Genomic DNA, 13,263 nt, shown 5'->3' on the forward strand with positions numbered 1-13,263 from the left:
TTCTCTGGTCTTGCCTGACAGGAGGACACACGTCATGGCCTACAAGATCCTGAAATCCCAGTGCACCCAGTGCGGCGCCTGCGAGTTCGAATGCCCCAACGGCGCCATCAGCATGAAAATGGACGGCTACGCCATCGACGCCGCCGCCTGCTCCGAATGCGAGGGCCATTTCGACGCGCCGCAGTGCGACGCCATCTGCCCGATCCCGGGCACCTGCGTGAAGGTCGTGTGAGACAGAGGGGGGATGACCATGACGGCTTCGGACCCGGCGGAGACGCTGGAGATCGACACCCCGCCGGCGTTCGCGCCCGGCACCAAGGTCCGCGCGCGCGCGCTGGTGCGCGACGACGGCACCTTCCCGGGCGCGCGCGTCGGCGACGTGCTGGTCGAGCCCGGCGCGCTGGGCTACGTGCGCGAGGTGGGGTCGTTCCTGCAACGCTTCTGGATCTACGAGGTGGACTTCATCGACAGCCGGCGCATCGTCGGCATGCGCGCGGCGGAACTGGAATCCGCCGAGGGAGACCGGTCATGAAGATCACCATTCGCAAGGGCGCCGGCGGCTTCGAGGCGTACGTGCCGAAAAAGGACCTGGAGGAACCGGTGGTCGCCAGCGAGCACCCCGGCCTGTGGGGGGGCTGGATCGAGTTGGGCAACGGCTGGCGCTTCGCCATGCCGGCGCTGGCCACCGATACCCCCCTGCCCCTGACCCTGGACGCGCGGCGCATCAGCACCGGCGAGGGGTAGGCGCGCGCCCCTCGCGTCGGCGGCCGCCGGATGCGCTGGACAGGACGTCCGCGATGGGGTATCCGACACGATAGCCGTCATGGACGTCCGTCGCGACAACGAGTGACCCTCCCGGGGCTCGCGCGGCGGAGGAGGGGGTCGTGCCGGCATCCGTGACGCGTGCGACCGGTCGTTGGGGCACGCGCCAGACCCGCGACGGCGACGGTACGGGAAGCGAGGACCCATGGTGACGCTCAAGCTGATTCTGATCCTGGCCGTGGCCCTGATCTGCCTGTTGGGCTATCTGGCCGTGTTCATCTTCCAGGCGTGGTGGATCATCTTCGTGGCGCTGGCGCTGACCGCCCTCATGATGGTGGTGATGGTCATCCTGACCTCCGGCAAGGTCGAGGAAGACGGCAGCGCCGCCTGACGCCAAGCCCTCCTGAGACCGGCTGATCCTCGACACGCTGGCGCTGTCTTACACCGGCGGCGGATGAGCGTGAGTCATCCGTCGCGCGGCACCGGCCGGCCGACGACACACCCATCCTTTCGTGGACCGGTCTCAGGCGTTCAGCCAGGCCCGCAGGTGACCGGCGACCGCCGCCGGCTGTTCCAGGGTGGACAGGTGACCGCAGTCCGGCACCACCGCCATGGGCAGGGCCGCCGGCAGCGCGTCCCGCATCTCTTCGTGCACCTTGGGCGGCGTCAACGCGTCGTCGGCCCCGCAGAGCACCAGCGTCGGACAGGCGATGGCGCCAAGATCGCCACGCCGATCGGCGCGGTGCAGGATGGCCGTCTGCTGGCGCACGAAGGCCTCCGGTCCCACCCGCTCCGCCATGCCGGTCACCGTCGCGACCAAGTCCCCGTCGTCCAGCCGGTCGGGATGCACCAGCACGGGCAGCAGCGCCGGGGTGACCTCGGCGAAGCGGCCGTCCCGCGCCCACTCCATGAGGCCGCGCCGCCGCTCGCTCTGCTCCGGCAGGTCGGCGCGGGCGTTGGTATCCAGCAGTGCCAGACGGGCCACCCGCTCGGGCGCGGACAAGGCGATCTCCAGCGCCACGTAGCCCCCCATGGACAGCCCGGCCAGGGCGAGGGGTCCCGGCGGCGCCTCGGCCAGCACGCGCCGGGCCATGGCCCCGATGGAGTCGTCCCGGGTCAGGTCCGCCACCTGGACGGCGGCCACATCGGCCAGGGCATCGGCCTGCGGCGCCCACAGGGCATGGTCGCACAGCAGGCCGGGCAGCAGCACAAGGGGCGTTGTCTCGGTCATGCAGGGGGGCCTCCCGGTCCGTGTCGTCGCCTTGCTCAGTCCGCGAACGGATCGTGCACCAGGATGGTTTCCTCGCGGTCCGGGCCGGTGGACAGGATGGCCACCGGGGCCTCGATCAGTTCCTCGATGCGGCGCACGTACTTGATGGCCGTGGCCGGCAGCTCGGCCCAGGAGCGGGCGCCCCGGGTGCTGTCGCGCCAGCCGTCCAGGGTCTCGTAGATCGGCGTGACCCGGTCCTGCGCCTCCATGCCGGAGGGAAAGTGGTCCAGGCGCTGGCCGTCCAGCTCGTAGGCCACGCAGACCTTCAGGTCGTCCATCTGGTCCAGCACGTCCAGCTTGGTGAGCACGATGCCGTCCACGCCCCCCACCTTCAGGGCCTGACGCACCATCACCGCGTCGAACCAGCCGCACCGCCGCCGCCGGCCTGTGACGGTGCCGAATTCGTGGCCGCGCTCGCCCAGGCGCTCGCCGACCTCGTCATGCAACTCGGTCGGGAACGGACCGCTGCCCACGCGGGTCGTGTAGGCCTTGGTGATCCCCAGCACGTAGGCCACCGCCCCCGGCCCCATGCCGGAGCCCGCCGCCGCCTGCCCCGAGATGGTGGAGGACGAGGTGACGAAGGGATAGGTGCCGTGGTCCACGTCCAGCATAGCGCCCTGGGCACCCTCGAACAGGATGCGCTTGCCGGCGCGCCGCGCCTCGTCCAGCAGCCGCCAGGCCGGGGCGACGAACGGCAGCACCCGGGGCGCCAGATCGGTCAGCAGGGCATGGAGCGCCTCGCCGTCCAGGGGGTCGGCGCCCAGCCCCTTGCGCAGGGCGTTGTGGTGGGTCAGCAGGCGGTCGATCTTGAAGCGCAGCGTCGCCGGCTCGGCCAGGTCGCATAGGCGGACCGCCCGGCGCGCGACCTTGTCCTCGTAGGCGGGGCCGACACCCCGCCCGGTGGTGCCGATCTTGCCGGTGCCGGCGGCGGCCTCGCGCGCCCGGTCCAGCTCGCCATGGATGGGCAGGATCAGGCAGGCATTGTCGGCGATGCGCAGCACCTCGGGCGTAATGGCCACCCCCTGGGCGCTCAGCCGCTCGATCTCGTCGAACAGCGCCCAGGGATCGATGACCACGCCGTTGCCGATCACCGACAGCTTGCCGCGCACCACGCCCGAGGGCAGCAGGCTCAGCTTGTAGGTCTGGCCATTGATCACCAGGGTGTGCCCGGCGTTGTGGCCGCCCTGGAAGCGCACCACCACATCGGCGCGCTCCGACAGCCAATCCACCACCTTGCCCTTGCCTTCGTCGCCCCACTGGGCGCCGACCACGGCAACGTTGGTCATTGAGGGACTCCCTGCGAAAAAACTGTGTCTCGTATCCTGGCGTGATAGCGGACATCCGGGGACGGCACGAGTCCGGTCGAGGGATGTCCGCCATGCGGAGACGGGGCGGCTTGGACGCGGCGGCCTACCCGAGAACCACGGGACCGTCGGCCCCGAGGCCGTGGCTGCACCCCAGGCGGCGGGCCTCGGCGGCCGGATCGTCCAGCGGGCGCAGCGCGTCCAGCACCACCCAGCCCTCGGCCCGCAGCCGCGCCACTAGGCGGGGATCCGCGTCCTCCGGGGCCAGCACCCGGGCCGGCGGCACGGGCGCGGGAATGGCATCCAGCACGGCGTCCATCATCACGGTGAAGCCTGTGGCCTGCTCGACCCGATCACCCCGCCCGGCCGTGTAGCGCCCGCCGCGCGCCAGTTCACCGCGCGCGCCCGGCGCGAAGATAGAGAACCCGAAGCCGGTGTAGTACTCGAAGCCCCGCCCCTCCAGCGGATCCACCGTCAGCGCCGGGTCGGGCCGGGCCGCCTGGATGCGAGCCACCAGGGCGGCGAGATCGGCGTGCCGCTGGGCGGCCGCCGGGGGCAGGTCCAGCGCCGCCATGGCCGCCAGGGCCTCGTCGGCCGGGCCGGTGGCCCGGATCAGCCCCACCAGCAGGTCGCCCAGGGCGGCCGAGGGCGCCCGCTCCCGCACCGCCGCCGTGTCCTTCTGGTCCAGCGCCGCGCGCAGCGCCGGCCGCGCCGCCGCCGGCACGCCATGGGTGTCGAACAGCACGGCCGGCAGGGTCGGCAGGGTGAGGTCGATGGTCGCCCCGGTCACCCCGGCGGTCTGCAGGGCCTCGGCGGCCATCACCACCACCTCGGCGTCGGCGACGGTGGTGATGGCCTCATCGGCGCCGATCAGTTCCGCCCCCACCTGGGTGAACTGGCGTTCCGGCCGCAACTGCGAGCCGCGCACCCGCAGCACCTGCCCCGCGTAGCACAGCCGCAGCGGTCGCGGCTCCTGATGCAGGCGCGAGGTGGCGATCCGCCCGATCTGCACCGTGAAGTCGGGGCGAACCCCCATCATACGCTGGGAGACGGGGTCCATCACCCGGAAGGTATCGTGCACCAGGGCCCGCCCGGTGCCCGACAACAGGCTTTCCTCGAACTCGATCAGCGGGGGCTTGACCCGCTGGTAGCCGTGGCCGCGTACCACCGCCAGCAGACGGTCGCCGATGGCGGCCTCGTGCTCGGCGCGCGGCGGCAGGCCATCGCTCAGGCCGTTGGGCAAAAGCGCGGGATTGGGCGTGTCGGTCATGGTCGGAAACGCACCTCTCAAGAGGTCGGGAGACAGAAAACGGGTCGCTCGGGGGAGCCAACAGGACAGGATGCGAAGGGGCCGTTGGGGCTGCCGCGCGGGGCGCCCCCCGACATCCCCCGACATCCCCTGGCGCGCCCCCGCATCCCGTGGAGACGCTCCGGACGGATCAGGCGCGCGGGCGCGCGTCCCCCGCGTCGCCCGGCGTCGTGTCCGGATCGGGCACCGCCAGCGGATCGGGCGGTGGCGGTGCGAAGGCGGAGGCCGCCGCGCCCGATGCCGTCGCGCCGGCCGGGGCCGTGGCGGGCGCGGGCGACGACGGCGGCGCCGAGACCCCGCGCCTCGGGCCCACGCCCCGGCGACCCGAGGGATCGGCGAACAGATCGTTGAGCTTCTGGACCTGGGTCATGGCGATGTCCCGGATGGCGTCCAGCTTGCGCTCGGCGCCCGCCGTCCAGCCCACCGGCCGGGACCGGTAGACCCGCCGGCCGAAGCCCGTGTTGCGGCGGAAGGCGGCGCGCGGGTCCAGGCCCATGTGCCCCAGGCTGTCGCTCACCTGCGGCGCCAGGCGGGCGGCGACGACGGCCCGCGCCGCCTGGTGGCCCACCTGGAACAGCAGCCACAGCCCGACCAGCAGGGCGAGGACGCGCGTGGCCACGGCGCCGGCCCCCTGGCCGATCCCGCTCAGGGCGTCGCCCAGCCACGTTCCCGCCTGGGAGAGGGCGGCGGTGCCCTGGCTGATCCCCTGCGCGGCCACGTCCCGCGCCTGCTCGGCGAGCGCGCGCCAGTCCAGCCCCGAGGCGGACTCCTGTGCCGCGCCCGAGGCACCGGCGCCTGCTCCGGCCCCGGTTCCGGCGACCTCGGCCGCCTTGGGGGCGACCGTCGCGCCTCCCTCGGCGACCGCCGGGGCCGCCGTGCCGCTCACCCATGTGCCGACATCGGTCACCAGGTCGCCGCCGGACAGCGCCACCACCCCACCCAGGCCGGCGGCGAGAACCACCGCCCAGACGATGTCCAGGATCATCACCTGACCCCGGAACCGGCGGAGCTGCTTGGAGAGATACGGCAGGACCTCGCTCTCCAGCTCGTTGATCACCGTCTCCAGCATGGCGATGATGCGGTAGGAGCGGCCCACGCCGATCTCCTGGATGCGCGCCGTGATCTCGCCCATGTCATGATCGCGCTTGGCCTCGTAGCGCGCCTCCAGGGCCGGGTTGTCGATGGGCACGGCGCAGTCGCTGTTGTAGATGGCGTAGAATCGGCCGCTGATCAGCCCCGCCTGCGCGATGGTGCGCTGCCAGGCGCCGACCACCTCGGTCGCGTTGTCCTCCATCGCCGTGGTGTCGATCTGATTGAGGATGTACAGGAACTTGGTGGTGTCGGCGCGACGCACGGTCTTGGACACCAGGTGCTGGAGGGTGTCGTGCATGGCGCCCGGCTCGGGATGGCGGGCGTCGAAGAAGATCAGCACCAGATCGGACAGGTCGATGATGTGGTCGGTGATGCGCAGCGTCGAGCGCCGCTGATCATCGGAATCGAAGCCCGGGCTGTCGATCAGGATCAGCCCCTTGGAGAGAGGGCTGTTCACCGTCTTGAGTTGCAGATACGCATCGATGCGCTTACCCTCTCCGGGTGCCACCTTTTCGATTTCGTCGCTGATGCGGAAGAACGGAAAGCGCGGATCGGCGTTCAAGGCCGTGCCGGGCAGCACCCGCGCCTCCTGGCCCTCGCCGTAGCAGATGACGGTGAACTTGTCGTCCACGGCCTGATTGCCGGTGGCCTGCAGGGGGACGCCGAGGGTGCTGTTGATGAAGGTGGACTTGCCGGCCGAGAAGGTCCCCAGCACGCTAACCAACGGCCACCACGGAATCCGCGTCGCCAGGGACTCACCGCGATCCAGGAGCCCCATGCGATACAGCAGCGCATCCACGCGGCGGAAGGTGGGCAACAGCGTCACCAGACCGGGATACTCGGTCTTCAGATGCTTCTCCAGGGTCCGCAGGCGCTTGCGCAGGGACTTGGGTGTGCTCATGGGGCGCTCTCGTCGGTTGGAAGGGGTGGCGGGGCCGGAAAGCCGGCGCAGTGTAGGGGGCCGAACCGGCGCTGTCCAACGGTCGCTGCGCGGCACGCGCCTTCGTGCCCGGACTCGCCATCGGGGATTCCGCCAAAGGGTTGCGCCCGCGTCGTCACCCGGCGCATCTTTTCGCTCCGTAAGGACACCGTTCTTTCGGGCTCGTCAAGGACGCCGTGGCGTTCACCCGGGACACCAGGACCCGCCATGCCGGATCAGCGCGCCTCACCGCACAGCGACACCGCGACGACGATGACCGCCCCACGCCCAGAGCAGACGTGCGCCGACGACGCCAGGGCCGAGGTCCTGAGGGTGCTGGTGGTGGACAACGACCCGGCCGCGCGCACGGTCGCCCGCCGGGTTCTGGAGGATCTCGCCCGCGGCGGCCGGACCGTGGACCTGCGCCTGGCTCCGGCGATCGAGGACGCCCGGACGCTGCTGTCCGGCGACTCGGAGGTGGCGGTGGTCCTGATCGACATGGCGCTGGACGCCGAGGCCGGCGGACTGGGCCTGGCGCGGTGGCTTCGCGAGACGCAGGGCAACCGGGAGACGCGCCTCATGCTGCGCGTCCCTCACCCCGACCGGGCCCCCGACCCCGACACCGTCGTCCACCTCGACATCAGCGACTGCCGGTGCGCGCCGGAGGGGAGGGACACCGGGCTGCACACCAGCCTGGTGGCGACCCTGCGATCGTTCGAGACCATCCGCGCCCTGGCCCGGCATCGCGACCGACTGGCCGCCTGGACCCACACCCTGGAGCACCGGGTCGCGGAGCGCACCCGGGCGCTGCGGGACAGCGAACGCCGCCTGCGCTCCATCCTCGACGCGCCCATGCTGCCGATCGTCATCCTGTCGATGGCCGAGGGACGGGTCCTGTTCGCCAACGACAGCGCGAACCAGGGACTGGGGCTGTTCGCGACCCGGCACGACGACGCCATCTGGTGCGATCCCGAGGACCGCGACCGCCTGTTCGAGCGCCTGCGCCTGCACGGCCGCGCCGGCGACTTCGAGGCGCAGATCAAGACCCACGCCGGGCATCGGTCGTGGGCGCTGGTCTCGGCCATCACCATGACCTTCGACGACACCCCCTCGGCCCTGCTGTCGTTCAGCGACATCAGCGGGCGCAAGGCCATGGAAGAAGACCTCAAGCGCCTGGCCACCACCGATCCGCTCACCGGCATCGGCAACCGCCGCACCCTGATGGACCAGGGCGACCGGGAACTGCGGCGCGCGCGCCGGTATGCCGGCGCGCTCTCGATGCTGATCCTGGACATCGACCACTTCAAGCGGATCAACGATGGCCACGGCCACGCGGTCGGTGACCGGGCGCTGAAGGCGGTGGTCGCGGTATGCCTGCATCAGTTGCGCGAAATCGACATCCTGTGTCGGTACGGCGGCGAGGAGTTCGTCGCGTTGCTGCCGGAAACACCCTTCGAATCCGCCGACCGGGTCGCCGAGCGCCTGCGCGAGGCGATCGCCCGGATCGCCGTGCCCGTGGTGGAGGGCCAACCGGACGGCGCGGTGATCTCGTTCACCGTCAGCATCGGCGTCGCCGCGCCCCGCCCCGACGACACCACCCTCGGCGACGTACTGGAGCGCGCCGACGCCGCGCTGTACGCCGCCAAGCAGGCGGGGCGGGACCGAGTCATGGGCAAGGCGTAGCCGCGTGAGCGGGCGCGGGAAACCGGGAGCGGGAACCACGCGGGCCTATCGTTCCCCGCCGCCCCGGGGTTTGGCGCGCGTGGTGGGCGCCGCCGCGACCGGATCCTCGGGCCAGGGGTGTTTGGGGTAACGTCCCTTCATCTCCTTGCGCACCTCCGCCCAGGCGCCGCGCCAGAAGCCCGGCAGGTCGCGGGTGACCTGCACCGGCCGGCGGGCCGGCGACAGCAGCCGCAGCACCACCGGCACCCGCCCCCCGGCCAGGGTGGGGTGGACGTCCAGGCCGAACACCTCCTGCACCCGAACGGACAGCGCCGGCCCCTCGGGATCCCCGTAGTCCAGGGTCAGGCGCGCGCCCGTGGGCACGGTGACATGACGGGGGGCGAGATCGTCCAGCCGCCGCGCCAGATCCCAGGGCAGCAGAGCGCGCAGCGCCGCCGTGAGGTCGAGGCGCTGAAGATGGGCGCGGCGGGTCATGCCGGCGACGAACGGTCCCAGCCATGTATCCAGGGTGGCGGTCAGCGCGGCATCGGACAGGTCGGGCCAGCCAGCCTGCGCCCCCTGGTGATGACGCACGAACCCCACCCGCGCGCGCAGCGAGCACGCCGCCGGAGTCCAGGGCAAGGCGGACTCCAGGCCCAGCACGCGGACCCCCTCCAGCAGCGCCGCCGTCACCGCCGCCGGGTCGGGATCGGCCAGCGGCTGGTCGCGCAGCACCAGGGCGCCCAGGGTGGTCCGGCGGCGGGCGAGCACCGCCTCGTCGCGCCGGGACCACTGGATGACATCGGCGGCGGCGACCGGCGCCACCCGTCCGGCCCGCACGTCGGCCTCGTCCAGCGGCGCGGCCAGCCGCACCCGGGCCTCGGCGCCGGGCCGGTCGGACACCGCCCCCACCGCCAGCCACGCGGCGCCGGCCAGGGGATCGGCCGCGTCCAGGGTCGCCCCGCGACCGCCCGACAGCAGCACCCGGCCGGGCGGGCCGCCGTCGCGCCGGCGGGCGACGCGGTCCGGGTAGGCCAGGGCCAGCAGCCGCCCGGGATCGGTATCGGGCACGGCGGGCGTGTCGCTCCGGATGCCGGCCAGCCGGCGGATCTGGCGGGCGGCCTCGCGCACCCGGTGGAGGGTGCCGGGATGGGCCATGGTTCGAGGCCCCCGCCCGCGCAGCACATCCAGGCGCTGGCGCAGATCCACCCCGGCGCCCGCGCCCAGCAGGTCGCGATCCGACAGCAGGGCGGCGATGTCGGCGGCGAGCCCGCCCAGGCCGTCCTCCTGACCCCGGATGACCATGTGCGCCAGCCGGGGATGCAGCGGCAACCGCGCCAGCGCCCGGCCGTGGTTGGTGACCCGCCCGGTCGTATCCAGCGCTCCCAGCCCGGCCAGCAGGTCCCGCGCCGCCGCCCAGGCCCCGGCCGGCGGCGGATCCAGCCAGGCCAGCGCCGCCGGGTCGCGCACGCCCCAGGCGGCCAGATCCAGCACCAGCGGCGCCAGGTCGGCATCCAGGATCTCGGGACGGAGGGACGGCACCAGCGCCCCGTGGGCCGCCGCCGGCCACAGCCGGTGACACACCCCCGGCCCCAGGCGGCCGGCGCGCCCGGCGCGCTGCGCCGCCGATGCCTGGGAAACCCTGACCGTCTCAAGGCGGGTCAGGCCGGAGCCCGGATCGAAGCGGGGCACCCGCGCCAGACCGGAATCGATCACCCCCCGCACGCCCTCGATGGTCAAGCTGGTCTCGGCGATAGTAGTGGCCAGCACCACCCGCCGGTGACCGTCCGCCCGGGGCGTCAGGGCGGCGTCCTGGCGCGCGGCCGGCAAGGACCCATGCAACGGCAGCACCGCCACACCGGACAGGTCGCCAAGCGCCCGGGCGACGCGGCCGATCTCCCGCTCTCCGGGCAGGAACACCAGCAGGTCCCCGGCGTCCTCGGCCAGGACCTGGCGCACCACCCCGGTCACCGCTCGGGTCAGGCCGTCCGGACCGGGGGCGGGCGCGGGATGGTGATGGAGCGTCACCGGATGCTGGCGCCCCTGGCTTTCGATCACCGGCGCGTTCCCCAACAGGGCGGCCACCGGCAGGGCGTCCAGGGTCGCGGACATCACCAGCAGGCGCAGGTCGGGCCGCAAGGCGCCCTGGCTGTCCAGGCACAGCGCCAGGCCCAGATCGCCCTGAAGCGAGCGTTCGTGGAACTCGTCCAGGATGACGGCGCCGACCCCCTCCAGCGCCGGGTCGTCCTGAAGGCGGCGGGTGAGGATGCCCTCGGTGATCACCTCGACGCGGGTCCGGGGTCCCACGGCGCTGTCCAGCCGCACCCGGTAGCCCACCGTCTCGCCCACCGCCTCGCCCAGGGACGCGGCCATGAAGCGGGCGGCGGCGCGCGCGGCCATGCGGCGCGGCTCCAGCATGAGGATGCGCCCTCCCGCCAGCCAGCACGCGTCGAGCAGGGCCAGCGGCACCCGGGTGGTCTTGCCCGCGCCCGGCGGCGCCAGCAGCACGGCGTTGGGGCCGGTGGCCAGGGCGGCCCGCAGGTCGGGCAGGACGGGATCGATGGGGAACCAGGTCATGAGTGGTGAACGCTACTTGAGAAGTAAAAATGTCCTGTGCGCGCCCACAACAAGATTTTTATGCGTTTCTTGTGGTCGAGTCACGGTCAAGGCGCGTACGGAAAAATCTCGTAAAAAAAGAGTATAACTTGATTATAGCCCCAAAAAGGTGCAAGAACCATCTTGCGATACAACCATAATGATTCTGGAGGAAATGTCATGCATGCGCCCGTGAGGACACGTCACCCCAAATGTGAAAAACCCGCGACGGTGGCGATGATGGGCCGCGACCCCACAACAGGTCATGCCAACCGGCGTCAGGGGGGCACGCCAGTCACACGATACAGCATGCTGGTCCTGAGTGGTGCTCTTTGGATTGGCTTGAGCGGCTGCGCGGCCATCACCACGGGAACCACTCAATCCATGGTGGTCGGCACAACCCCTCGCGATGGGGCCCGGTGCTCGATGACCAACGAGAAGGGCTCCTGGACTGTCGCAAAGACGCCCGGCGCCTCAACGGTGACCCGCGCGTATGGGGACCTGGTGATCACCTGCACCCACCCGGACGGAAGCACCGGCAAGACCTCGGTGCAATCCGGCACAAAGGGGGCGGCATTCGGCAACATCATCGCCGGCGGGATCATTGGCGCCGCCGTGGACATGAGCAGCGGTGCTGCCTATCAGTATCCGTCCAACATCACCGTATCCCTTGGGGATCCACGGATCAGACCGGGAACGGCGGCGGCCCCGTCCCCGTCGAGAGGTGCGGATTCGCTCCCAACCACGGGTCTGTCCACGCCTGCGGCGGTGGTCGAAACCCGACGTGTCTCGGCGGAAGACCGGCTGTCCCGCGACGAGGTTGGTACCCGCTTGCAAAAACTACGATCCTTGAAGGAGCAAGGCCTGATCCCAGAAAACGAGTACCGCATTCAGGTGCGCGCCCTTCTCGACCGCATGCAATGAGACCAGCGGTCATTGACCGTCAGTCCTCCCCGGTCGTGCCCTGCCCCGCGCACACCATGTCCAGCACGAACACGCGCAAGGCGCTGGACAGGTTCGCGGGCGGGCCGCCGTCGCCGTCCTCGCCCTCCTCCACCCCGGCGGCGCGGGCGGCGTCCACCCGGCGCACCAGATCGGCGACCGAGCAGCCCCGCGCGGCCGCGATCTCGCGCAGCGCCTCCCAGAAGGGATCCTCCAGCGACACGCTGGTGGCGTGGCCGGCGATGCTGATGGAGCGCTTGCGCACCCGGGCGCGCAATGCGGGCATCGGCGCGGCGGGGGCGCGGCGGGACGGTCCCCGGGCCACCGACGCGGCGGCGACGGAAACCGGCGCGGACCCGACGATCGAGGCGGGGGCGGGTCTGGCGGGCACGGCGGTCATGGCGAGGCGACTCCCAGAAGGGCGGACCCGGAGGCCGGCCCAGGACCGGACCTGAAACCGGATCCGGACACGGGCCGGGGTGCGCGGATCCGGGCGGGTGGGTCCCGCGACCGGAGACGCGGGAAACGGGCGCGCGGGGGCATGAACACACGAACGCCCGGCGGGGATCGGGTATCGTCGACCGATCCACCCCGGGCGCTGGCCGGCGCCGCGTATCGTGTCACCGGGGCCGGCGAGTGCCCTCGCCGCCCCGGGGGGGTCACGACGCGACGCGCATCATGCCATCCACCACCGCCTTGTAGCGGGCGTTCAGCGGATCCAGGGCGTCCTTGACGACGGCGGTGCTCATCTCCGTCATCTTCTTGGTCTGGGCGACCAGGGCCTCCCAGTTGTCCTTGACCAGCTTGGATTGCAGGCTGGTGATGTCGGTCGGGGTCTTGCAGGTGCTCATTTTCTTGGTGACGGCCACCGTCTCTTCCATGGTCCTGGACGAGAAGGTCAGGGACTCCTCGCTCAGCGACTTGAAGCCCTGGGCCAGTACCTGGTTGGCGGTGGTGACGGCCTCGACGTTCGCCCGATTGAAGGCCATCAGGTCATCAACGGTCTTGATCATGGCGGGGTCCTTTCCTTGACCGCCGGTGTGCCGGCGGCGGTGTGTCTCAAGCGGGGCGCGCGGCCCCGGGGCAGACACCGTGGCCCGTCGGTCGATGGCCCATCCGACGATCGGACGACCGGGCATCGCGGGGGGCATCACGGCATGCTGCGCTGCAACATAACCGTTAGTTTAGGACGATTCGGCACCGTGTCAATCGCTTTTTTGTGCGGCGCACAAAAACACCCGCCTAGCAGTCTGTCGGGTTTGGCCGCGCGGCCTTGAGTTTAGGTGGTGGCGCGGGTGTCATGCGGCCCTGAGGCGGGCCATCCGCTTGCAGTTGTAAGCGAGGGTGACGAGCGCCCATTCGGTTTTGACCTTGCCGAGGCCACGGAGGTGAAAGCGGGTGAAGCCCA

Annotated in this window: 13 protein-coding genes; 6 read left to right on the top strand and 7 right to left on the bottom strand. The window is 71.7% G+C overall.

What is annotated here, in order from left to right; genetic code table 11:
• The first annotated feature begins 34 nt into the window (after positions 1-34).
• The 4 genes from GGD89_RS07805 (at position 35) to GGD89_RS07820 (ending at position 1,153) form a co-directional block, all read left to right on the top strand.
• Complete coding sequence (locus GGD89_RS07805; protein ID WP_184043816.1) at positions 35-232, top strand: 4Fe-4S binding protein; 198 nt, start codon at positions 35-37, stop codon at positions 230-232.
• A gap of 18 nt (positions 233-250) precedes the next feature.
• A complete protein-coding gene (locus GGD89_RS07810) occupies positions 251-532 on the top strand; it encodes a nitrogen fixation protein NifZ (RefSeq protein WP_184043818.1) in 282 nt (93 codons plus the stop codon).
• Positions 529-744 carry a putative nitrogen fixation protein NifT gene (gene nifT / locus GGD89_RS07815; protein WP_184043820.1) on the top strand — a complete coding sequence of 72 codons (216 nt, stop codon included), beginning with the start codon at positions 529-531 and terminating at the stop codon, positions 742-744. The genes GGD89_RS07810 and nifT overlap by 4 nt, the downstream gene beginning before the upstream one ends.
• Before the next feature lie 223 nt (positions 745-967).
• Positions 968-1,153: a hypothetical protein gene (locus tag GGD89_RS07820; protein WP_184043822.1), complete on the top strand. Its 186-nt coding sequence runs from the start codon at positions 968-970 to the stop codon at positions 1,151-1,153.
• A 132-nt stretch (positions 1,154-1,285) separates the two neighbouring features.
• On the opposite strand, the gene GGD89_RS07825 is transcribed toward GGD89_RS07820, so the two are convergent.
• The 4 genes from GGD89_RS07825 to GGD89_RS19730 form a co-directional block, all read right to left on the bottom strand.
• The gene (locus GGD89_RS07825) at positions 1,286-1,993 is read right to left on the bottom strand and encodes an alpha/beta fold hydrolase (protein ID WP_184043824.1); all 708 of its coding nucleotides are present in this window, start codon (positions 1,991-1,993) and stop codon (positions 1,286-1,288) included.
• 35 nt (positions 1,994-2,028) lie between these two features.
• Positions 2,029-3,318, bottom strand: coding sequence for an adenylosuccinate synthase (locus tag GGD89_RS07830; protein ID WP_184043826.1), 1,290 nt, complete (start codon positions 3,316-3,318; stop codon positions 2,029-2,031).
• 124 nt (positions 3,319-3,442) lie between these two features.
• Positions 3,443-4,606 (bottom strand): ATP phosphoribosyltransferase regulatory subunit, encoded by a 1,164-nt coding sequence (locus GGD89_RS07835; RefSeq protein WP_184043828.1) that lies wholly within the window; start codon positions 4,604-4,606, stop codon positions 3,443-3,445.
• A 169-nt stretch (positions 4,607-4,775) separates the two neighbouring features.
• On the bottom strand, positions 4,776-6,638 hold the full coding sequence (locus tag GGD89_RS19730; protein ID WP_221238372.1) for a dynamin family protein: 1,863 nt from the start codon (positions 6,636-6,638) through the stop codon (positions 4,776-4,778).
• Between the two features lie 246 nt (positions 6,639-6,884).
• Here GGD89_RS19730 and GGD89_RS07845 point away from each other — a divergent pair, with 246 nt between their 5' ends.
• Positions 6,885-8,339: a GGDEF domain-containing response regulator gene (locus GGD89_RS07845; protein WP_184043830.1), complete on the top strand. Its 1,455-nt coding sequence runs from the start codon at positions 6,885-6,887 to the stop codon at positions 8,337-8,339.
• Between the two features lie 45 nt (positions 8,340-8,384).
• On the opposite strand, the gene hrpB is transcribed toward GGD89_RS07845, so the two are convergent.
• Positions 8,385-10,895, bottom strand: coding sequence for an ATP-dependent helicase HrpB (gene hrpB / locus GGD89_RS07850; protein ID WP_184043832.1), 2,511 nt, complete (start codon positions 10,893-10,895; stop codon positions 8,385-8,387).
• A 327-nt stretch (positions 10,896-11,222) separates the two neighbouring features.
• On the opposite strand from hrpB, the gene GGD89_RS07855 reads away from it, so the two are divergent.
• Positions 11,223-11,837: a hypothetical protein gene (locus GGD89_RS07855; RefSeq protein WP_184043833.1), complete on the top strand. Its 615-nt coding sequence runs from the start codon at positions 11,223-11,225 to the stop codon at positions 11,835-11,837.
• Positions 11,838-11,856: 19 nt separating this feature from the next.
• Here the strand turns inward: GGD89_RS07855 and GGD89_RS07860 are convergent, their stop codons facing one another.
• Together GGD89_RS07860 and GGD89_RS07865 are read right to left on the bottom strand one after the other, a co-directional pair.
• Positions 11,857-12,255, bottom strand: coding sequence for a ribbon-helix-helix domain-containing protein (locus GGD89_RS07860; protein ID WP_343058561.1), 399 nt, complete (start codon positions 12,253-12,255; stop codon positions 11,857-11,859).
• Between the two features lie 259 nt (positions 12,256-12,514).
• On the bottom strand, positions 12,515-12,868 hold the full coding sequence (locus GGD89_RS07865) for a phasin family protein (RefSeq protein ID WP_184043835.1): 354 nt from the start codon (positions 12,866-12,868) through the stop codon (positions 12,515-12,517).
• Positions 12,869-13,263 lie beyond the last annotated feature (395 nt).

Origin of the sequence: Roseospira visakhapatnamensis, assembly GCF_014197915.1 — a bacterium.
In the GTDB taxonomy this organism is placed as follows: Bacteria; Pseudomonadota; Alphaproteobacteria; order Rhodospirillales; family Rhodospirillaceae; genus Rhodospira; species Rhodospira visakhapatnamensis.